16 protein-coding genes are annotated in these 23,183 nt (G+C 40.8%); 5 read left to right on the plus strand and 11 right to left on the minus strand.

The window, feature by feature from the left end:
• Nucleotides 1–98: 98 nt before the first annotated feature.
• From MSVAZ_RS07095 to cobD, 9 genes are all read right to left on the minus strand, one after another.
• Nucleotides 99–5,102 carry a PKD domain-containing protein gene (locus MSVAZ_RS07095; RefSeq protein WP_048119730.1) on the minus strand — a complete coding sequence of 1,668 codons (5,004 nt, stop codon included), beginning with the start codon at nucleotides 5,100–5,102 and terminating at the stop codon, nucleotides 99–101.
• A gap of 522 nt (nucleotides 5,103–5,624) precedes the next feature.
• Nucleotides 5,625–5,999: a hypothetical protein gene (locus MSVAZ_RS07100; RefSeq protein WP_332310040.1), complete on the minus strand. Its 375-nt coding sequence runs from the start codon at nucleotides 5,997–5,999 to the stop codon at nucleotides 5,625–5,627.
• A 178-nt stretch (nucleotides 6,000–6,177) separates the two neighbouring features.
• Nucleotides 6,178–7,140, minus strand: coding sequence for a SufB/SufD family protein (locus MSVAZ_RS07105; RefSeq protein WP_048119732.1), 963 nt, complete (start codon nucleotides 7,138–7,140; stop codon nucleotides 6,178–6,180).
• A 3-nt stretch (nucleotides 7,141–7,143) separates the two neighbouring features.
• A complete protein-coding gene (locus MSVAZ_RS07110) occupies nucleotides 7,144–7,884 on the minus strand; it encodes an ABC transporter ATP-binding protein (RefSeq protein ID WP_232316246.1) in 741 nt (246 codons plus the stop codon).
• A 13-nt stretch (nucleotides 7,885–7,897) separates the two neighbouring features.
• Entirely contained in the window at nucleotides 7,898–8,509 is a 612-nt protein-coding gene (locus tag MSVAZ_RS07115) for an NTP transferase domain-containing protein (RefSeq protein WP_048119735.1), read from the minus strand.
• A complete protein-coding gene (gene cobS / locus MSVAZ_RS07120; RefSeq protein ID WP_048119737.1) occupies nucleotides 8,494–9,336 on the minus strand; it encodes an adenosylcobinamide-GDP ribazoletransferase in 843 nt (280 codons plus the stop codon). Before cobS ends, MSVAZ_RS07115 begins: the two co-directional genes overlap by 16 nt.
• Before the next feature lie 34 nt (nucleotides 9,337–9,370).
• Entirely contained in the window at nucleotides 9,371–9,913 is a 543-nt protein-coding gene (cobZ, locus tag MSVAZ_RS07125) for an alpha-ribazole phosphatase CobZ (RefSeq protein ID WP_048119739.1), read from the minus strand.
• 361 nt (nucleotides 9,914–10,274) lie between these two features.
• Nucleotides 10,275–11,261: a cobalamin biosynthesis protein gene (locus tag MSVAZ_RS07130; protein ID WP_048119741.1), complete on the minus strand. Its 987-nt coding sequence runs from the start codon at nucleotides 11,259–11,261 to the stop codon at nucleotides 10,275–10,277.
• A complete protein-coding gene (gene cobD / locus MSVAZ_RS07135) occupies nucleotides 11,258–12,748 on the minus strand; it encodes a threonine-phosphate decarboxylase CobD (protein WP_048119746.1) in 1,491 nt (496 codons plus the stop codon). Before cobD ends, MSVAZ_RS07130 begins: the two co-directional genes overlap by 4 nt.
• Nucleotides 12,749–13,100: 352 nt before the next feature.
• Here cobD and hisS point away from each other — a divergent pair, with 352 nt between their 5' ends.
• Together hisS and MSVAZ_RS07145 are read left to right on the plus strand one after the other, a co-directional pair.
• On the plus strand, nucleotides 13,101–14,336 hold the full coding sequence (hisS, locus tag MSVAZ_RS07140) for a histidine--tRNA ligase (RefSeq protein WP_048119748.1): 1,236 nt from the start codon (nucleotides 13,101–13,103) through the stop codon (nucleotides 14,334–14,336).
• Nucleotides 14,337–15,892: 1,556 nt separating this feature from the next.
• Nucleotides 15,893–16,717 (plus strand): HD domain-containing protein, encoded by an 825-nt coding sequence (locus MSVAZ_RS07145; protein ID WP_048119750.1) that lies wholly within the window; start codon nucleotides 15,893–15,895, stop codon nucleotides 16,715–16,717.
• A gap of 185 nt (nucleotides 16,718–16,902) precedes the next feature.
• Here the strand turns inward: MSVAZ_RS07145 and MSVAZ_RS21140 are convergent, their stop codons facing one another.
• Complete coding sequence (locus MSVAZ_RS21140; RefSeq protein WP_048119752.1) at nucleotides 16,903–17,109, minus strand: hypothetical protein; 207 nt, start codon at nucleotides 17,107–17,109, stop codon at nucleotides 16,903–16,905.
• Between the two features lie 545 nt (nucleotides 17,110–17,654).
• Nucleotides 17,655–18,404: a Nif3-like dinuclear metal center hexameric protein gene (locus MSVAZ_RS07155; protein WP_048119754.1), complete on the minus strand. Its 750-nt coding sequence runs from the start codon at nucleotides 18,402–18,404 to the stop codon at nucleotides 17,655–17,657.
• 570 nt (nucleotides 18,405–18,974) lie between these two features.
• Between MSVAZ_RS07155 and MSVAZ_RS07160 the strand changes: the two genes are divergently transcribed.
• The 3 genes from MSVAZ_RS07160 to engB all read left to right on the plus strand — a co-directional run bounded on the left by MSVAZ_RS07160 (nucleotide 18,975) and on the right by engB (nucleotide 22,831).
• A complete protein-coding gene (locus MSVAZ_RS07160) occupies nucleotides 18,975–20,570 on the plus strand; it encodes a BatD family protein (protein WP_048119756.1) in 1,596 nt (531 codons plus the stop codon).
• Between the two features lie 427 nt (nucleotides 20,571–20,997).
• On the plus strand, nucleotides 20,998–21,975 hold the full coding sequence (locus MSVAZ_RS07170; RefSeq protein ID WP_048119759.1) for a DHHA1 domain-containing protein: 978 nt from the start codon (nucleotides 20,998–21,000) through the stop codon (nucleotides 21,973–21,975).
• 226 nt (nucleotides 21,976–22,201) lie between these two features.
• The gene (engB, locus tag MSVAZ_RS07175) at nucleotides 22,202–22,831 is read left to right on the plus strand and encodes a GTP-binding protein EngB (RefSeq protein WP_048119761.1); all 630 of its coding nucleotides are present in this window, start codon (nucleotides 22,202–22,204) and stop codon (nucleotides 22,829–22,831) included.
• The last annotated feature ends 352 nt before the right edge of the window (nucleotides 22,832–23,183 follow it).

The raw sequence follows: 23,183 nt of genomic DNA on the forward strand, positions 1-23,183 counted from the left end.
TAATTTAAACTGGATGTCATTATGTCTCCTTATCTATAATTATCCTCTTGAAGCTGGTATAGATGGGTTTCTACAAAGCCATTTTTTGAGCAAGATTTTTACTTACTAACTATGATATATCTGGATCTGGTTTCAGTACTGCTGCTTTCGGAGTTATCTACGGTTAAGCTAACAGTATATCCTCCTGTTTTGTTGTATGTGTGTACAGGATTCTTTTCTGTTGAAGTATTTCCATCTCCAAAAGCCCATTTCCATGAAGCTGGTGATCCAGTGCTGTTGTCAGTAAAACTGACATTAAACGGTACGGGTCCTGAAGTTGGCGATGCAGAAAAAGCAGCGACAAGGGAGTTTGAAACTGCAATATATCCGGTTTTTATCAATGTATTATCGCCGTTTGCATTACTCGCTGTCAATGTAACAGAATATAGTCCTGATTTATTGTATGTGTGTACAGGATTCTTTTCTGTAGAATTGTTCCCATCTCCAAAAACCCATTTCCATGATGTTGGCGATCCAGTGCTCTGGTCAGTAAAACTAACCTTAAAAGGCACTTTTCCTGAAGCAGGGGACGCAGAGAAATTAGCAACAGGAGCAGTCAAAACACCTGAGACAGCAATATAGTCTGTTTTTGTCAGGGCACTGCTGCCATTTGCATTAACTGCTGTCAATTTAACAGGGTATAGCCCTGATTTATTATATGTATGTACAGGATTCTTTTCTGTTGAATTGTCCCCGTCTCCGAAAACCCATTTCCATTTAGTTGGTGATCCTGTACTCTGATCAGTAAAACCAACAGTAAGTGGAGCTTTTCCTGAAACCGGAGATGCAGAGAAGCTGGCAACAGGAGGAGCTAAAATGCTTGATACAACAACATGGCTGGATTTTGTCAAGGCATTACTGCCATTTGCATTACTTGCTGTTAATGTAACAGTATATCGTCCTGATTTACTATACGTGTGTACCGGATTTTTCATTTCTGAAGTGTTTCCATCTCCAAACGCCCATCTCCATGCAGTTGGTGACCCTGTGCTCTGGTCGGTAAATATAACCTTAAGAGGCATACTTCCTGAAGCAGGAGACACAAAATAACCGGCAACAGGAGGAGCTAAAACGTTTGAGACATAAATATAGCTGGATTTTGTCAAAGTATTACTGCCGTTCGCGTTACTTGCTGTCAATGTAACTGCATATCTACCGGACTTAGTGTATGTGTGTACCGGATTTTTCTCTTTTGAAGTGTTCTTATCCCCAAAATTCCATGTCCATGCAGTTGGTGACCCTTTACTCTGGTCAGTAAAACTAACAGTAAGAGGCATACTTCCTACAGTTGGAGTTGCCGAAAAAGCTGAGACAGGAACAATATATCCTGAACTCGATACCACACTACCGTTCACAGAAACTACATTTATATATTTTGATTTTTGCAACTTATTACTGCCTTCCTCATTAGTCGTTGTTAAATCAACGGTATAATTTCCGGATTTATTGTATGTGTGTACCGGATTTCTTTCTGTTGAATTACTTCCATCTCCAAAATTCCATTTCCATGAGGCTGGTGACCCTGTGCTCTGGTCAGTAAAACTAACAGTAAGAGGTGTTTTTCCTGAAACAGGGGAGGCAGAAAATTTGGAAACAGGAGTGTTGTTTAAAGCGTTTGAGACGACAGCAATATAACCTGTTTTTGTCAGAGCATTATTGCCGTTTGCATTACTCACTGTCAATTTAACAGAGTATAGCCCTGCCTCATTGTATGTGTGTACCGGGTTCTTTTCTGTTGAATTACCTCCATCTCCAAAAGTCCATTTCCACGAGGCTGGCGACCCGGTGCTCTGGTCAGTAAAACTAACCGTAAAAGGCACTTTTCCTGAAGTCGGGGATGCAGAGAATTTGGAAACCGGAATATTTAAAGTGCTTGAGACAGCAATATAGCCGGTTTTTGTCAGGGCATTACTGCCTTTTTCATTACTTGCTGTTAATGTTACAGAATAAAGTCCTGATTTGTTGAATATGTGCACAGGATTCTTTTCTGTTGAAGTATTCCCGTCTCCGAAAACCCATTTCCATTTAGTTGGCGACCCTGTGCCCTTGCCAGAAAAATCAACCGCCAGAGGTGCTTTTCCTGAAATAAGGGACGCAGAGAAACTGGTGACAGGCGGATTAAAAATGTTTGAAACAACAATATAGTCAGTTTTTGTTAATGTATTACTGCCATATGCATTATTTACTGCTAATGTAACAGAATACAATCCTGCTTTGCTGTATGTATGTGTAGGGTTCTTTCCGGTTGAGTACGTGCCGTCTCCAAAAGTCCATTTCCATGATGTTGGCGACCCTTTACTCTGGTCAGTAAAACTAACAGTAAGAGGTGATTTCCCTGAGGCTGAAGATGCAGAGAAAGCAGCAATAGGGGTTTCATACCCGTTTGAAACAGTTATATAGCTGGATTTTGTTACTGCAGTCTTGGTTCCCGTTTCGTTCAATGTCAGTGTAACAGAATATTTTCCTGATTTTTTATATACATGCACAGGGTTCTTTTCCGTTGAATAAGTTTTATCTCCAAAAGTCCAGTTCCATGAGGCTGGCGATCCGGTGCTCTGGTCAGTAAAACTAACTCTAAGTGGCGTTCTGCCTGAAGTTGGGGACGCAGAAAATCCTGGATGTGCTAAAACAGTTACTGTGGCAGATTTCGAATCAGTACCGTTTTTATTGTTTACTTTAAACGTTACATTGTAATTCCCTGCTCTGGAATAAGTGTGTACTGGATTCTTCTGTGTCGAAGTGGATTTGTCTCCAAAATCCCAGTTCCACCCATCCGCATTCTTTGAGAAATCCGTAAACTGGACTGAAAGAGGAGCGTAACCGGATGTGAAATTGCTGCTAAAGTTTGCAACAGGATAAACTGGTTGTGCTGGAAGAGGACTAATAAATTGACCGAAAGCAATAGGCCTGAAGCCTGTGTTTACTGTGGCTGTAACCTTATCTGTAGCAGTGTCAATTACAGAGGCAGTGTTTCCGAGATGATCGCTATCGCCGGAGTTCGCTACATATACCTTTGTTCCGTCCGGAGTGGCTGCAATTCCGTAAGGGCTTTTTTTGACTTTTACAGTTGCTATAACAGTTTTTGTTGCGGTGTTAATTACCGATACATTGTTGCTGCCTTCATTTGCCACATACACCTTTTTTCCATCAGGAGTTACTGCAACCCCCATAGGCCATTGTCCCACAGGCACTGTGGCTGTAACAGTGTTTGAACTTAGTTCAATTATAGAAATAGTATTGCTTTCACAATTCATCACATATAGTTCTGTTCCCGCCTGGTTAATTGTAACTCCACAAGGGCCAGATCCAACTTTCACAGTCGCTATAACAGTGTTTGTGCTGGTATCAATTACAGAAACAGTGTTGCTGTAACGGTTCGTTACGTATACTTTTTTTCCATCCGGTGTGATTGCAACTCCTAAAGGATTAACTCCTACAGGCACGGTGGCTGTAACAGTGTTTGTAGATGTATCAATTACAGAGACAGCTTTTATGTCACGGTCTGCCACATATAGTTTTTTTCCGTCCGGGGTGACTGCAATTCCACAGGGACTATATTTATAGCCTACATCCACGATAGCTGTAACCTTGTTTGTTGCTGTATCAATTACAGAAACCGTACCCCTTTCGCCGTATTTGGTATTTGTTACATATACTTTTGTTCCATCCGGGCTAACTGCAGCTCCAAAAGGCTCGGTCCCTACAGACACTGTGGCTGTAAGGGTGTTGTTCCCTGTGTTAATCACAGAAACAGTGTTGCTGTCAAGATTTGTAATGAATGCATATGAAGGTGAAGGAGACCCTTTTGGTACAACATTTACTGTCGCAAGCTTTGAATCTGTACCTTTTGAATTGCTTACAGTCAGTCTAACAGTATAGATTCCTGTTGCAGAATAGGTATGTGTGGGGTTCTGCTTTGTCGAACCAGACCCGTCTCCAAAGTCCCAGGCCCATTTAGTTGCATTTATTGAGAGATCTGTAAACTGCACGGGTACAGAAAGGAAAACGTAATCTGATGTGATATTGCTGCTGAAGTTTGCTAAAGGATAAACTGGTTGTAATGGAATAGAACCTATAAACTGGCCTGAAGCGTAAGGGCTTTTTCCTGCAAGCATCGTGGCTGTAACAGCGTTGGTTGCTGTGTCAATCACAGAGACAGTGTTATAAAAGTTAATTGCTACATAGATTTTCTTTCCATCCGGAGTGACTGCAATTCCCTTAGGATCGGGGCCTACGGGTATCGTGGCTGTAATTTTGTTTGTTGCCGTGTCAATTACAGAAACAGTGCTGAAATATTCAGCGTTATTAGTCACATACACCTTTTTTCCATCTGGAGTAACTGCAACTCCAAAGGGAGTTCCTTCTACCTTCATCGTGTTTGTAACGCTGTTTGTTGCCGTGTCAATTATGGAGATGCTCCCGCCATCAGAGTTCACCACGTACACCCTGTTTCCGCCTGGTGTGACCGCAATTTCCTTGGGACCTCTTCCTACAGATACCGTGGTTATAACAGCTTTTGTGGCAGTATCAATTATAGAGACAGTATTGTCCCCATAATTTGTTACATATATCTTTTTTCCATCAGGACTTACCGCTACTCCCTCTGGATACTTTCCCGTATTCACTGTACTTACAACAGTATTTGCGGTGGTATCAATCACATAAACATTGTTGCTGTAACGGTTTGTTACATATACATTTTTTCCGTTAGGGCTGACTGCAACTCCCTGGGGAGAATTTCCTACACGCACTGCGGCTATAACATTATTTGTTGCCGTGTCGATTATAGATACATCATTGCTAAGAGCATTTCCGACGTAAACCTTTGTCCCATTTGGATTAATTGCAACTCCCAGAGGGTTGGACCCTACAGGTATTGTAGCTGTAACTTTGTTTGTGGCTGTGTCAATTACAGAGACACTGTTACTCTGTGCATTTGTAATGTATGCGAATTGTGAGGCACCTGCGATGCTCACTAACATTAAAAAAGCAAGTACCGTTATTCCCAAAACTTTGGTTAAGGTCTGCCTCCTAAACATTCTATTAAAATTCTTTCCTTTCATTTTAGACCGCCAGTATATAGATCATTTTGAATTTATTGAGGTTTTAAATTATATTGAAACTTAACCGACTTTATGGAAGGATAGTATAGCAATTCACTGAATCCGGATTTTTTGGGTTAAGTTGATTATTGCAACTAAGTGCGACTATACAGGTGACAAGATAAAGAAGACTTTATAGAATTATATGGAATACTTGTAAATTAAAAGATAATAAGTTTTCTTTTATTAACTGATGGGCTTGGTAAAAACTAAATTCATTCATTACTGTTTATATTTGAATTTTTATACTACTTTGAGTTTTTATATGTTCTGAAAATTTAAAAAACAGGGATCTCAAAAATTAGAATTTATTATTGGAATAAAAAACTATAGGATCTGAAAAATTTCTATTAATGAACAAATTTTTCTATTTATAAATAAAATTTTCTATTCATAAACAAAAATGAACTTAGTAAAATTCAATATAAAATTAGTGACGAATAGAAGGTTATATTACAAAAATTTAAAAAACAGATAAAGCAATTAATCCCCTTCCGTGCCTGAGTTTTCTCCTACAGAAAGCATAAGCTCTCCGTAGAGCAGTTTTTCCAGGGTTTTGGCTACGTACTTCCTTTGCTGGTATTTCTGGATATCCTCATGCATCCTGAGGTCAGAGTCTACCTGGACTCGCACGAGAGCAAAATGAAAGGCTTTTTCATTCTTTATCGGTGCGGTATAGAAAGCTTCCAGCATGTAAGGGAGTTTGAGGGGATCTTCTATAACTTCACTTAAAAGCAGCATCTCTTCAGGAATATCCTGGTAATGCGAAGATATATCTTTTTTTCCGGTAATAAGTTGCAGGTTTTTTTCTGAATATTTTTTCTCAAAGATAATAATTTCACCAATTATACTTCCCACCTCTTACTCAAACTAAATTTAGGGACCCTTTTATCAATTTCCGGGATTTACTTTCTATATTTTTTAACTCTGTACGCCTTTTAATTTTCTACATTTTTTAACTCTGTACATCTTTTAGCTTTCTACATTTCATTACTGACACACTTAATTGATGCCCTGTAAAAGGGAATAAGAGGCTTCAAGCCAGCATTCCCTTTACGATAGTGTCAATAGCATCGTCTTCTTCGAGGCCGCGGGCCATAAGAGTTTCGACTTCTTTTTTGTCCACACACCCGATTGCTGCTTCGTGAGTTACCTTGGCCAGGGGATTATCAACGCGTATAATCGGGACAGCTTCGGCTTTTGCATTGCCCTGAAGAACCTCCAAACAGTCCACATGTCCTCTGGATCTTGGTGCATGACCTTCAGTAATTCCCTTAAACTCCGACTCCGCATCTTCTGTAATGGCCAGTCGGCTTTTGATCACACTTCTGGCGTTTTCCCCATTAAGGGATACTTTTTCCATGATCCTGATTTTGTCGTCCTTTTTTCCGTAGACCTTGGTAACCATTTCACAGATAGAATCTTTTTCGGCATCCACGTCATAGTCGAATTCGAGAACTCCTACTCTTCCCGAGATCAGGGAGAAATTATTGAAATAACTGCCGCCTTCCTCTACCTTTACATGGGCCTTTGGAATTACCTGAGCTCCTCCATGTGGTCCGTGGAAGTGAGTTTCTGTGTACTTTAATGAAGCATTCTTCCCTATATGCATTTGAGCCTCCATTCTATGAATAATCTTTACAGCATTAGGGAATGTACAGTGAGCGATGAGTTCAACAGCCGAGTCTTCTTCGGCTACAAAATTCATATTTATTTCCTGGAGCCCATCTTCAGGAATAAGCCCGAAGCAAAGGTGGATAGGAAATGGAATTTTGTACCCTTTCTTAATGGTCAGTTTAACGTCCACTCCATGTTCGGTCTCCTGGGGTTCGAGCACAATTCCTTCTATCCCATTCGCATTAAGAACCTTATTTCCGCTTATCACAAGGCTTGCAAGCTCATGGTTATGCAGGATTTCAGCATCTCCACCGGATGCCGAATAGGCTGCGTCCATATCTTTGATTTCGCTGGAAAGCGTATTAAGAGTTATCTGAGTCATTTTTCAGGCCGCCTTTGGTGGGGATACCCTGCTGTCACATGGTATACACCTGTTTTTGAAAAATTCACTGATTTCCAGGGGGTCTCCGCTCCTGAGGATAACCCCTTCGCACATCAGGGATGCTTTATCGGAAGCGGCTGCAATTTCCTTCCTGTGTGTGATTACAAGTACCGAGGAACCGTTTTCTTTGAAAGTTTGGATCAGGTTTACGATTTCCTTTAAGGAAACAACATCAATTCCGGAGTCGGGCTCGTCGAGAATAGCAAGCTTCGGTTTCATTGTAATTATGGACGCAAGTTCTATGCGTTTTCTTTCACCTCCACTGAGCGCCTCTCCAACTTCCCTATCCAGGTATTTTTCAGGTCTAAGGTCAACCTTCCTCAGGGCCTCTTTCAGCTCTTCTTCAGTAGCGCCTCCATTGCCTTTTGCCCCGATTGCCAGATAATCCCTTACTTTCAGCCCTTCAAAGCGGGCAGGTTCCTGCCAGGCAAGGGTAATGCCTTTTTTTGCACGTTCGGTTATTGAAAGTTTTGAAATATCTTCCCCATTAAAGATGAGGCTGCCTTCCTCGTGTTCATAACCCTGGAGTCCCATCAGGGTATAGGCAAGGGTACTTTTTCCTGCACCATTTGCGCCGATAATGCTGTGAATTTCCCGGTCGCCTACCTCAAGATTGACCCCTCGCAGGATTTTCTTTCCATCACGGCTTAGCACCAGGTTTTTTACAGATAGAATCTCTGACACCTCTATAAGTTTTTTATTCTTGGCCCTGCAGCAGATCCTTGCAGTGCTGCAAATCCTTAACGGTATTTACGTTTATTGCTAGTTTGGGATTATCAAGTATCAGATTAAAGTCTTCCTGTTCGTTTCGGATTTGAGAACTGTCCAGAATATTAATTCCGGAAGGTACTATCAGCTTCCCATCCTTGTTAAAGACCGTATCCGGCCTGATTCCGGCTCCTTTGCAGACATTTATAGGAACATATACCGAGAGCGCTGGCTTTCCTTCTTCCCTATATTTCTTGATTACAGAATCGATAAGTTCAGGGTTTATCAGGGGAAGGTCCGACATAATAATCATTACAGGCCCAACCGTTTCTGCGGTTTCTACCGCGTGGACCATATCCCCTACATAGTTTCCGCCAAAAGTCCTGATTACGCGAACTTCTCCTTTGTAGCGTTCCTGGATCATAATTTCTGTCCTTGGGGTAACAGGGGAGACCGCTACAAAAACTCTGTCTATATTATCTGAGGCCCTCAGGGTATCTATCACATAGGCTATAAGTGGTTTTCCAAGCAATTCAACACAAGGCTTTTCTCCCATTCCAAGCCTCTGTCCGAACCCCCCTGCCATTACAATAGCGTCCATTTTAAACCTCCCATGTATCCATTCAATGAAAAATTCAGGAGAACTGCGATAATAATGAGTGCAGTTACCCGACCAACTTCGTTAGCAGTGCCAATTCCATCACCGTTTAATCCCCCAAAATGGGCATAGCTTCGGTTAAGAATTACCAGAGCCGAGATACAGGCTCCCAGATAAGGCAACAGCCCTATCCATCCAAAAGGCAGAAAGCAAACTATAGCTCCGAATATGAATCCAATCAGAAAATTCTTTCTGGTCGCTCCGCTTATAGTCATGGCTCCCAGGCCAGGGTAAGCCTGTTTTTCCTGCGGAGGTATGGGCTTTCCAAAGGCAGCAATAGTTAGCATGGACTGTTTTGCACTGACCTCTGCAATAAACATTGATGCAAGCATTAAAGCCGGAAGGTTAGCTCCAAAAACAACGGAACCTCCTTGCTGTATTGCCCTTATCGAACTGTACAGAGTAAGTAATACGAGAATGCAAAAGGATACTCCTCCTGTCCCGATGGTCGTGTCTTTCAGGGCCTTGATTTTCTTCTCATGTGACCCATGGGCCATAAAACCGTCCCCAATGTCCGTGACTCCATCGAGGTGATTAAAGCCTGTAATATAATATATGAATCCCATGATAAGGGCTGCAAGCACAGGCCCGGGAAATATTACCTGCCCTATGAATGCAACTGCACCTATGAGAAGCCCGAGTACGGCTCCCACAACGGGATAAAAGTAGATTTTCTTCATGAGTTCGTCGATTCCTTCCATGCTAATCCCCACAGGAATAGTGGACAGGAAACCAAACCCAGATTTAAAAGCAAGCAAATATGAATTCATCGCGCACCGCCTGTTTTTCAATCATTTCCTTCTTTCAGTCCGTCCCTACAAATTCTGCCATACCTCTTGAATACATATTGGAAGACACGCCTCCTATAAGGCCCCCGATAACGTCATCCATAAAAGGCCCGAGCTTTGCAAGGATTCCAGGTTTCTGTTTGTCAAACCTGACAAACTCAAAAGCGCCCTTGGAACCGCTGATATAGGTTGCAATACTTGTGCCGAGCACTTCATCTGCAATTATAAAAGTAAGGTCTTTTTCATAAGAACTTTTGCTAAGGTTCGGAAGGGTTCCTGCCCTGCCTTCCCGCTCCAGCAAGACCCCGGAATAGATTAGAAGGCAGAGGTTTGGATCTGAAAGTGCATACTTAAGTTCTCTCTTAAATAAAGCGTCGGCTTTCTCTCTGGTCTCAAGCCCTGGATGGGGAACGTACATTTCCAGAGCCGTATCAGCAAGGTCCTGAACACTGATGCCTTCTTCAGCAAGGACATCGAGGATGTTGACTGTAGCGTTTTCTTCTACTTTCTCAGGCTGCCCTTTTTTCAGGTCTTTTTCCTCAATATCGGATAATTTCATATGATCACTTCGGGGTTGTTAAAAAATGGTTTTATTAGCTTTTGAAAATCTTTAACGCTATTACACTGGCTTTTCTCATAACCCGTATTTCCATGAAGGATTCAGATTATCTCAGAAGCCGTCTTAAAATTCAAATAATTTATACAATTGGATAATAGGCAACGTTCCTTTTAAATTCATATTACACACTCGATGCATAAAATCAAACACAACAAACATCATGGTTTAAATTTTCGTTTTGGACATTAACAGTTTGACACTCCGTTTATCATTTAAATGCATAAGTCCTATCCCAATTATAGAACCAAATTTAATTTTAAGACACGCTCTCAGGAATCAGGTTCTGGCAGCGAAGGAAGGGTCACGGATACAGGTATATCCCTGCTAAATGAATTACTGCTGCACAGGCAACAAGCGAGAAGCCTGAAGCAATTGCTATTAATTGGGATACCCTTTTTATATCCTTTACTTCGGTCGGGGGATATAAGGCCCCAAGTATATAAGTATCGGGTTTTTCAAGTTTGACCCCGAGCGCTCCTGCAGTAGCTGCCATGGGATAACCGGAATTGGGGGACGGAGTTTTCATTCCGTCTTCAAAAGCACTCTTTATACTGTTAAATGGAGAAAATTTTCCCTGTTTTTTCGGGAGCAGACTCGCTATAAAGGCTGCTGCAAGAATGAATATAACGGAGATGCGGGCAGGGATCCAGTTTAATACGTCATCGGATTTCGCTGAGAAGTACCCAAGTTCCCTGTAGGGCTCGGTTTTATACCCAACCATTGAGTCCAGAGTACTTATGGCTTTAAATGCATATGCTGCAACAAGCCCGTATTTTCCGAAAAGGGTATAGTAAAAAATGGGGCTCAGGATGCCGTCAACATAGTTTTCGGATACGGATTCGATAACTGCGGAAGACATCTGGTTTCTGGTAAGTTTTGAAGTGTTCCGGCTTACATATATTGGGAGCAGTTCCCGGACTTTATCAAGCCTGTTTGCTTCGAGGTGCCCATAAATCTCCTTTGCAGGGCCGAGCAGGCAGTTAACAGCAAAGGTGGCTTTCAGGAAATATGCCTCTATAAGAAGGGAAAGCACCCTGGGAATTCCCGGAAGGGCTGCTATGTAAAGCACGGTGTAACCCAGCAAGGCTGCAGAAAATACACAGCAGAGAGCCATTGCAACTCCGTAGGCTTTCCTGTGAGTCTGAGGAGCCGCATTTATAAAAAAATTGATTAGTTTTCCTATCCACACAACAGGGTGTACGGCAGCAGGCGGCTCCCCGAAAAATATGTCTATGGCGGCTGCAAGCAAAAGTACCAGGGCAAGATGCCCGCTGTCTGGTACAATCATAGGATAGGCTCCATCACTTTCTTCCAGGCAACTTTCACGAGTTCGTCCGTATCTCCTTCCTGCATAAGACAGTCAAGGATTTTCTGCGCAGTTTCCGTCTTGTGAACCAGATGACAGTCAACACAGCTCCAGACTTTTCCGCCTCTTGAGCTCTGGATCCATTTTCCTCCTGTGCGCTCGTTTTCACAGGGATAGAACGGACAGAAGCAGAAGGTACAGTTCTGGCCTTCAAAGTGGCAGGGATAGTATTCGCAGGTTTTCCTGCCTCCAATGCCTTCTTCAGAAGCCTTTTCGATCACATTCTGCAGTTCTTGTTTTGCCTGTTCTCTACCCCACTCGGTAATTATATCCCCGATTGCAGCAATTATCCTGTCGTTTTCTTCGAAAGTCCGGACTGCAAGCCTTATGTAATCTTTTCCAAGGCCGTGGAGGGAAGAACAGTCCCTTATGAGGACTCCATGAGCTGCCAGACGTGCAGTTAATTCCGTTGAATCAAGCATGAATTTACTGATATCAACCAGGATAAAGTTTACATTCACCTCTCCGGCTTTAAAACCCCTTATCCTATCGAGTTTCGCCTTAAAAACCTCTCCTTCTTCCCTGATCATATCCCTCGCTTTTTTCAGGTACGGGTTTTCAATCCCGCCTTCAATATTAAGAAGGGAAGTCGCTACAGCGTCTGCCAGGGTTCCGAGGTTCCAGGAAAGTCTAGCAGTATCCAGAATTTCAGCTACCTCAGGGGAAGCTATTCCGAAGCCCATCCGGATTCCCGGGATTGCAAAGTCCTTTGTAAGGGAACGCATGACAAAAATGTAATTGTTGTTTACTGCAAGATCTGCAACACTCTGTGAAGGATCTGAAAGCTCAATAAAAGCTTCGTCCACGAAAAGAAGTGTTTTGTGCTGTGTACAACGTTCCGCAAGAGCTTTGATTTCTTCTCGAGTACGGAGTTTCCCAGTCGGGTTATTGGGGTTACAGATGAACAGGATTTTTGCTTTTTCCAGAAGCTCGTCAGGAAGTTTTTCGACTTCGTCCTGGCTTGGGTACTGCAGTTCTGCTCCCATAATCCGGCACTGCATTTCGTATTCTCCGAAAGTGGGCCAGGGTAGAAGGACAGTATCTCCTTTTTCAACCACGCATTCCACTACAAGCCTTATAATTTCCGTTGAACCGTTACCCGGAATAATATTCTTTGGGCTTACTCCATGCCCTACGAACTTTGCAGCAGCTTCTCGAAACTCAGGATACCTGTTATCAGGATATTCGGTAAGTTTCTTAAAACCAGCATTAAGAATCTCATCAAAGTTCAATCCGCTTTCCGGATGCTCAAAAGGGTTTCCCAGAGGATTAAAGTTTGCACTGAAGTCAAGAATTTCACTTTCAGGAATCCCGTAAGTTTCAGATGTTTCCTGAACTAACCCTCCATGCCTGCAGGGCTTCAGGTCCAGTAGATGTTTCCTTAAAGGTACACTTCTTTGCTCGGACACGGTAATCGCAAATATTTAGTGTGAATCATGTATATTAATCTGCTTATTATATTATTCAACGTAAACTTGCCTTTATTTGCTTTACAATTGTTTGATTGCGAAAACTTCTGCTTCTGGAATCCATTCTACTTTATTTTACAGAACAAATATATTATTTCTGTATTTAAGCTGTCGTTTTTTGGCGGCTTCAGATAGGTATCGAAAAAGTAAAATAGCTTGCTTTTAACTAGTACAGTCCAGAAACGCTAAAAAGCTCCAAATTATATCTTAAAGTAAAAACTCTAAATGAAGCAAAACTCTAAATTAAGCTTTAAAGTAATTGTTTTAATTTGATTATCAGGTGCATTTAAAAATGACAGTTAATAGACCAAGAGGGACCCGGGACTTTTTACCTGCCGATACTGCCCGGAGAAGATACGTGGAAAGTGTTATGCGAGACGTTGCCCGCAAATGGGGCTACAGTGAAATCATTACGCCCACGTTTGAACATCTTGATCTTTTCACCCTGAAGTCAGGAGAAGGGATCATAGGGGAGCTCTACAACTTTACGGACAAAGGCGGCAGGGAAATGACCCTCAGGCCTGAGCTTACTGCTCCTGTCATGCGTATGTATATAAATGAACTTCAGCCTTTTCCGAAGCCTTTAAAATTATTTTACTTTGAAAACTGTTTCCGCTATGAGCGCCCCCAGAAAGGCCGTTTCAGGGAATTCTGGCAGTTCGGGGTTGAACTTATAGGAAGCGGAAAACCCGATTCCGATGCCGAGGTTATTGCCCTTGCCGATGCCATGTTAAAATCCGCCGGAGTGAAGGGCGACATGAAGCTCGGAAACCTTGCGGTCATACGTACGCTCTTGAGTGGGCTTGAACCGGAAATTGTGAGCAAGGTTATGCGGCTTGTGGATAAAAAAGAGTATGCCGGCCTTGAAGCACTGCTTGAAGAAATAGGAGCCGAAGAACAGCTCAAGTCCGACCTTTTCCACCTGATAAAACTGGAAGGCAAGCATATCCTCCCTGAAGTAATAAAAATAGTTGGAAATATCCCTGAACTTGTAAGCTTTGAAAAGACCCTCAAGCTTCTCGACGCATACGGAGTCGATTACTCCCTTGACTTCGGGATTGCACGCGGGCTTGATTACTATACAGGCATGGTTTTTGAGGTCTATGCCGAGGGCCTCGGTGCCCAGAAACAGGTCTGCGGTGGAGGTTCTTACCAGCTTATCCAGCTTTTCGGAGGCGGAGACGTGCCTTCAACCGGCTTCGGGATAGGTTTTGATAGGATTATGGAAATCTGCCCTCTTACCCCGCCTGCTCCTAAAACCCTTATGCTGGTCTCAAAACCTGATCTTCATCTAAAAGCGATAAGTTTTGCAAATGAACTAAGGAAGTACGTGCCGGTCCATGTAGACCTCATGCAGCGTAATTTCAAAGCCCAACTTTCTTATGCAAATACCATCAACGCTGATTACGTGGTTATAGTTGGTGAAAAAGAATTAGAAGCAGGAAAGCTTACGCTGAGAGATATGGTTTCAGGAGAACAGGAACTTCTGACGCTTGATGAGATTATTGAGAAAGTTTCACCTAGCTAAAGTTGAAAGATTTTTTCTTTCATTCTTTTTACTCTCATTAAATTGTTGGAGAGCCTATTTAGGTTCAGGCAGCAGTACGCAATTTTGTTTACTTGTATATTGGACCTTATTCCTCTTTTTGGTTACATTTTCCTATATTACCAATATCGATTTTCAGAGAGTTCAGGTGTACAGGGAAGTGTGCAGGATTAGATTCTGACTTATAGCTGCAAGTATGGTCTTACGAAAACTTTCTCTTACAAGACCCAGGCAGAATTTGCAAAAGTACTCTGTGTAAAATTACTCTGTGTAAAATTACTCTGTGTAAAAGTACTCTGGCTTTCAGTTGCAAATTCAGCATAATTTCTGTGGCAGGCGTGGTTCGCATCTGAGGATTACCCATAAGAGGCGCACTGACCAAAATTAGCATACTTATTTGTTTCAATCACTGATTTTCATAAAGTTGACTAAAATGTTAATTGTTAGATACTTTGGTAATACAGATTATATAGGTGTTTAAAAATTATAATGTTTGGAATTCAATCAGAGGTGGCTCAACGATTGGAATCCAGAGACCAAAAGCTCAAACAGTAACTTACAAAGCAACCCACTTTCCGTATATACACACAAAAACGCAATCAACTTTCCCAATAAGGCAGTAAAGTAAAATTTGCCTGTCTTTAAAGTAAATATTTTAGACAATTCGGCAAATTAATTCTACATTTGTGTTCAAATGCGGAAAGTGGGTAACAAGGTCTAGGAAATTAATTTGGGCTGATCTCACAACTCTTAAAAATTAAAGTTGCGCTGGCGCACCGCGCAGCAAGCTAGAGAGGTATTCGACTGAAATAAATCATATCTGAAAAACGAGAATCCATATTTGGAAAGAATGTGTTTATTCTATCGGGATCGCAAAGAGTTATGAATACCCTGACCTCCGCAGGCTGTCTCACAACCGTAGTTAGCGATAAAATTCCTCCTTTTTTGTTTTAAGGCTTTAAAAGCCTTATTTTTTTTACAAATTTCTGCCCTGAATTTGAATTGTCGGATAGCTTCCTTTTGGTCCTCATTCATATAATTCAACAGGATATGAGAGCTTTGATACTTTGGGATATTTTCTAGTATATCGATCTCAAATATGCACATAATACAAAAATATATACAGTCTATGACGCAAATATTATTTTCAAGTCACATGGAATTTTGTAACACGGAAAACGCAGCCTGTCGCATAGTGATTCGATCTGGATATTACAACCACGGAAAACACGGAAAGCACGGAAGAAACACGCCTTTACTACTGATTTCCGTGTCTTCCGTGCTTTCAGTGGTTTTCAAAAAATTCATTTTGGACATACTTTGGAATCGATGCACTGGTGTACGACCTTTTCTTAATGGGACAGAAGATTATTGGCTCTTCGCCATTTCCTATAGATAAGATTATTTTCAATTCAATACCGCATTGGTTTTTATGAGGACATTATGAGGATATCCACATAAAACAAAGAAGAGCCTAAATCTCAAAGCCTCCGTAGATATACGAAAATGTTATACATTAAAACTACTATTGAAAAAGCATGCAGAAGGAAGACCTGGACTTTTTCAAAAAATGGTTTCTGGATTATGTAGACCAATTTTCCTCTCCTGAGGTCTTTATCCAGGAAAACGTTAAGCTAAAAATCGAACATACGGCAAGAGTCTGTGAAAATATCCTTTTACTTGCCAAAGCGGAAAATGTGGAAGAAAAAGACTGCAGGCTCGCTGAAACAATAGCTTTATTTCATGACCTGGGCCGCTTTGAACAGTTTACTAAATACAGGACGTTCAAAGACTCAGAATCTGAAGATCATGCCCTGCTTGGCGTAAAAATTCTGGAAAATACCGGGATTCTTTCCATTCTATCTCAGAAAGAGAAAGATATAATTCTGAAAGCTGTGGAATATCATAATCGCATGGAAATTCCCGAATGCACAGAAACTACAACAGAATTCCTTTTTTATTTGAAATTGATCCGGGATGCCGATAAACTGGATATCCTGAAGCTTGTGAGTGAAGATTGTGAAAAAGAAGAAGAGCTCAGGAATCCAGTTCTCGAATTCAATATTCCCGATACGCCCGGATGTTCGGAAAACATAGTTGAGGATATCCTGAATAACAGGATGTCAAAGCTTGCAGATGCAAAAAACCGGAATGATATTAAACTTCTCCGCCTTAGCTGGATTTTTGACATCAGTTTTCCTGCAGCTTTTTCTCTTCTCAGAGAACGCGGTTATCTTGAGACAATTCTGTACTCAATGCCAGAAACTGAAGAAATGCAAATGGTACGCGAACATATTGAGAGCTATTTGAACGCAGTTGAAACCAGAGCCAGAAATAAAGCTGTGAAAACGGATGTCATCTAAGCCAATAAGCCTTAAAGTGCATAGATCAGGATAAACTGAAACGTTAGTGAAGTGTAGATAAACTGAAGCAAAAGAGATAAGAAAACAATATGTAAAAATTTTAAACTTGGGCTGTTAGAAAAGAGAAATCCACTACGGATTCATTCCATGCAAATTCATTCCATACAAATTCATTCCATGTAAATTCATTCCATGTATCTTCTACGATTTTCATTGCCCAGACTTCGCCGGTAATCCGAACGAATCTGACTTCTTGACTGTTCTATAAGCATTGATTCCAGAGAATCTTCTTTAAGTTCTTCCCCTATATTTTTATCTTTTTCCTTTGTTTCCGGTCTGTCTTGATCCTTTTTTCCTATATCCGGTCTACTTTGTTCCTTTTCCTCTGTCATATTAAAATTACTCCTACGTTTAACTGAGTTAAGGAATGATTCAAGTATCATATCAAAGTATTGTTGTCAAGAATCATTATTGAGATAATGAAATTATGTACAGATCAATTCCTGAACTGCAAATTTGAAGTTATATTTTTATCATTCCTAAATCATATTTTGTTGTAATCGACATTTTCACGTAAACTTATTTTCAATTATTTTAACAGGATCTTTTTAGTTAGAATATTATTTTAATTTAATATATTATTTAGGACTTACGAACTTGAGGAACAAAATCAATTACAGCAAAGACTGTGGATTAAAGTCACGTTTTAGACAGTTAATAGTCTGATGCTGTTGATTTTTCAGTTCTACTGCGTAAGTCCTACTATTTTTATCAAGATTTACTTATTATTAAGATTTAATTATTATTAAGACTTTATTTTTATTAAGATATAATTATTATTTAACTTTTATTTTTATTAAGATTTTATTTTAGTTACCGTCTTATTTTAGTTTGAATTTTTCAGGATATTCCTCTGGATCAGAATCCGGAAAGATGTTCAGGATTTATCAATTGCCTTGAGTCCGGATGGCTGTTCGATAAATTCCACCTCAAGACCGGAAATTTCGCGCAGTCTGGAGCATAAAGCCTCCATTCCCGGATTTTCCGTGGCATAGTGAGTAGCGTCAATAAGGCAGAGATCCTCATACTCGCGGAGAATATTATGCTTAAGTTCGGAAGATATGAAGGCATCAACTCTGTTTGCCCTTGCAATTTCAAGGAACTCAGTCGCAAAGCCACTGCCACCGACGACCATTACCCGACTTATCCCCTCTTTTTCTCCTGCATATATGACAGGAGTTTGCAGGGTCTTTGAGACATTGGATGCCAGTTCAGCCGAAGCACAGGGTTCTATCTCTCCTATTCTGCCGACTTCCACATTTTTGAGATTCTTTAACCCGAGCCTTGCAGCAAGCACGTCATTAATGCCTCCTTCGGCTCTATCATAATTCGTATGCATGCTGTAAATGGAAATCCCGTTATCGAGGGCAAGCCTGAGAGATTCAGCCAGGGATTTTGAGATTTTGTTAATCGGATGGAAGATAAGGGTATGGTGGGTAATTAGAAGATTTGCTCTCATTTCTGCAGCTTTCTCAAGCGTATAAGAACTGGCATCGAGGGCAACTGCAATTTTTTCTATGTTATTTTCCAGGTTGAGAATTAGCCCGATCCTGCCTTCGTCAAAGTCTTCAGCAAGTTCAGGTGGCGCGATTTCTTCGAGAATTTCTACAACTTTCATAAGTTCCATGAAAAAGACCTCTGATGTCCGGAAGGGACGAATACTTATTTATTAAATTTTGAAACTTCCGAGATTTCCTTTCCTGATTCTGTTAAATATACACGACCTTATAAAGAAAACGACTCTATATAAGAAGTTTATTCAAAATTGAAACAGTACAAAAAATTAAAATATCTTATGTTAAGATAACTTATAGAGTTTAGACAAATTTCTGATTAAAACGACCTTAATACTACCATATAGATCTAACCAGTTTAGACAAATAAATTACAAATTTTAAATGATCCTGGATTTTAATGAAGAAACCATGAAATTGGAGTTAATAAAGTAACATCGAGTTAGAAAATTGTAAATCATAGGGGAGTGCTGGGGCAAAATCAATGCATCGAATTGTAAAATACGGATGGTATCATATGAATGGTATCATATGAATGGTATCATTCGTGAATAAGCAGTTAGTAATTATATATAATTTAAAAAATACAAAAAATGAAGAGCCGTAGCCATTACAGCAGCTCAAAATGCATGCTTCCAGTGCGAAAATCCAGTATAAAGAGATTAAATTCAAGGAAGGTAACTATGGCTAAGAAGCTTGCACTGATTGCATTACTTGCCGTTTTCTTCACTTCGGCTTTCTCAATAATCGCTCTTGCAGAAGAAGACATCGAGTGGGTAGAGAAAAAGGATGGAACACCACTGTACTGGGGGGATACAGTAACAGTTAACGGCTATGTTATAAAGGCAGAAGATTTTAACGATAACAAACAGGTGTTTGTTTCAATCTCGAAGGATGGGGAAAAACTGAAGACGTCTCCACTTTCCGCAGGCCTGGAAGTCGTATATGACGACAAGATAAAGGTTTATGCCCAGGAAGTGAACCCGAATTATGAGATTATCAAAAAGGATGGAAAGGAGTTCAAGACAGGAAACTGGAACCCTTATGCTAAACTGGATATCCTTATAAAAGGAGAGCCAGAATTTGACATAGACGTTGAAACCAAAAAGGACACATATGATTCGAAATCTACCGGAGACGGTTCAATTGATGTATCGATAGAAATTAAAAACGATGGAGACGCAAAAGCTAAAAATGCCGTTCTAACTATCGACACAGCCGGGATGGAAGTCCTTAAAGGAAAAAAGAAATACACACTTGGAGAGGTTCTTAAAGAGGAAACTCTTGAACCTGTGAATATTACATTGAAAGCTCCCAAGCCGTGGGAAGACACTGATCTTAATATAAGTGCAAAAATTACATGTGAGGATGTAAGGAACAAGAAGTACGAAGACATAGGCTTCAAAGTCATAAAAATAGAAAAAAAATGGGGCCTTGTTATTTCAAAGTTTATTACAAGAGATAATCACATGGGTAAGCCTATCTACGTCTCGGTCAATGTCCGGAACGTAGGGCTTTGCGACATAGATGACATCGTACTTACTGATTCGATAGCTTCCAAAACGCACCTTAAGAAAGATGCGGTGCTCGTGAAGACCCTTTCTCTTAAATCCGGGGAATTAGCTGAAAAAGTTTTTGAATACACTCTGATTCCTGAAAAACCGGGAGAATTCACCTTCCCAAAAACAACGGCTAATTTTACCCTGCCTAATGGGCAGAATGGTGACGCGGGTTCCAATAACTCGGAAAAGGTAAAAATTTATGGACCTGAAATCTCAGTTACAAAAACCATAAACAAACAGCAACTGAATGCCGGAGATGAACTGACCGTAACGATCACTGTAAAAAACACAGGAAACATTGATTCAAGTGTGACAGTAACCGACACCGTACCTCCTGAAGCTAAACTAATAAGCGGGGAAACCAGTTTCAAGCAGATTCTCGGAAGTGGCGGCGGTTCAAAAACAGTAACCTATATCCTTCAAATGCATAAAGAAGGAGAAATCCATCTGCCTGCATGTAAGGCAAGTTTCCTCGACCTTGATGAATATTCAGGAGAGGTCGTTTCGGATACTCCTGTTGTTTATGTAGGAGTGCCGATTTCTCTTGAAGGAAGCAGCAAGCAGCCTGAGGGAAAAACTGACTCCAATCAGGAAAAAAATAAATCATCGGGTCTGGCACAAAATGAAGATCCTGAAGATACTTCCGGATTCGGTCCTGTCCTTGCTATAGCAGGACTTCTCGCAGTTACATTCATCCTGGGAAGAAGACGTACCTGAAAAAACTTAAGTTGAGAGTTTCGAACGCTCTGGACTTTCCAGGGCATTCATTTCTTGCATTTAATAGAATCTACTGAGAAAAAAGCCTCATCCCATTACGATTCACTTTTTTCATTACTTATTACAATTTTCATTACTTTTCACTTTTTCATAACCATTTATACCACTTATGAATTATTTTATCTTGCTATTTTTACTGGTCTTCAAAAGTAATAGGTTGATAAGAGCTCTTTTTACCTTGAAACTCATTTGAATAAAAATAAAAATTGAACAAAAGAAAAAATAAATATCTTTATTAATTTCCAAAATAAAAAAAAGCATGTGAAGCAAAAAAAGAATTGAAAGTGAGAAAAACTCAACACTGCTGTTAGAAGAGGTATCGATATTAGAAAAAATAAATATTTTTTCGAGAAAAAGGAAGCAAAACATGAAAGAACTCGAGAACCGGATCAAAGCGAAAACTCTAGTCCTTACTCACGGAGATTCGGATGGGATATGCTCAGGTGCGATTGCAAAAACCGCTTATCCGGATGCGTATGTATATTTTACAAACCCGTCCAACCTTCTTGAAAAATTAAGGCTTATACAAGATGTGAAAACCCTTATTATTTGCGATATTGCAATCGATGAAAGGAACTGTTCTGAACTTCACACAGCACTCCGAGAATTTGCGGAGACGTCCGACCTTTACTATATTGACCACCATCCTCTCCCTAAAAGCTGTGAAAAAGAGAGCTGGTTCTACCATGATATCGAAGCCTGTTCCTCAGAGTTGACCTACAGGGTCTTTGAGGACCGCCTGGACAGGGATATGCGGAGGGTAGCAATCTACGGAGCGATTGGGGATTTCTGCGACAACACTCCATGTTTAAAGAACTGGGTCAAAGATTGGGATAAAAGGAATCTTTATTTCCAGGCTGGAACCCTGACCCAGGCCATCCTATATAAAGGAAGGGATTACGAATTCAAGAGAAAACTTCTTGAGCCCCTCTCAAAGGACATAATCCCTTCAAATATTCCAGAACTGCTTAAGCTTGCCAGAGAAGCAGCAATTAACGAGGAGAAATTAAGGCTTTTTGTTAAATATAATGTGGAAGTCCTGAGAAACAGCGCGTATATTGTAAATACAAATAACTCCATTTCAAAGGCAGCGATATACGCAGCCTCTTACGGCAGGCGGGAAGTCGGGATTGCAGCCGAATACCGTGAAAGAAAGGTAGCTTATGACCTTAGTATCCGATCCAGGGGAGAGGTAGACGTAAACAATATTCTCCGTTCAGTCGCACCAAGATTCGGAGGAAGCGGCGGTGGACATCCACTTGCGGCAGGCGCTCAAATTCCCGAAGATTCCCTTAACGCATTCCTCAGGGCTTTTGATAAGGAACTAGGGGAAGCACATAGGTAAAGAATCGGAACATGGATAAAAACCGGAACATGGATAAAAACCGGTCATCGGTTGACCAAAACAATTGATTCGCAATCGTCTAACCGGTTTATCACGCCGCGGCATGGGATTTTCGATCAACCCTATTTTGAAAAGGGTTGTGTCACAACCGTTGCGCCGGTTGATCACGCCGAGAACGACATTTTTGTTCAGGTCTTTTTTGAAAAAGGCTTGGAGGTAAAAAACAATGGAAACCAGTAAGACTGCAGCTGAAAGCGGAGTAAGCTTTGAGATAATCTTTGTAGGCCGTTCAAACGTGGGTAAATCCTCGTTGCTAAGGGAACTCTTCGGAGCGAAAGTAAGGGTTGGAAAACGCCCCGGGGTTACCTTACGCCCTGCACATGTCCATGTCTCGGACCTGCTTATCACGGATATGCCTGGCTTCGGCTTCATGAGTGGAGTAAAAGACCGAAAGCAAGACATCGTTAAAGACAAAACCGTGCACTATATCGAAGAAAATGCCGAAAGGATCAAGCTCGGAGTGCTTGTAATAGACAGCTCGTCTTTCCCGCAGATAGTAGACCGCTGGGACTCAAAGGACCAGATTCCGATAGACATTGAAATGTTTGATTTCCTCAGGGAAGTCGGGATTGACACCATTATTGCTGCAAACAAGATGGATAAGGTAAAAGAAAGCGATTATGATTCTCTTCTTGACGAGATTGCAATTCGACTCGGGCTTGAACCTCCCTGGCAGAACTGGAGGCATATAATAGCTCCTATCAGCGCCAAAAAAGGAGACCTGAAAGCTTTAAAAAGTCTGCTTCGGGAAAGGCTGCACGAAATGAAAAGGGATGACCTGTTCAAGTATGTTTGATTTGAAAAAACTCATTATTTTATCCCAAAATTATTTCGCTGTTTAAATTTCTTTTATTGCAGTTATATATCGCGTACAAATGACTCACCATTTTAATTCAACTTCGAATTTGGTTCATTTTACGTGATTATTCTATAGTATCAAAATGGAATTGTAATTTAATCAAGTTTAATTTTTTGAGTCGCTTGCTGTTGTATCGTATATTAACTTCCAAATAGTTTTGAATCTGCGAAATCATTTCAGGATACAACAAATTGTGGGATTCAAGCCAAAATCATTGATTTTGTTGAGCATGTGCCCACAGCTGATTCAAGTAGTTTATTCAGTTGTTGCAAAAATCACCGTATTTTTG

Origin of the sequence: Methanosarcina vacuolata Z-761, assembly GCF_000969905.1 — an archaeon.
GTDB classification, from domain to species: Archaea; Halobacteriota; Methanosarcinia; order Methanosarcinales; family Methanosarcinaceae; genus Methanosarcina; species Methanosarcina vacuolata.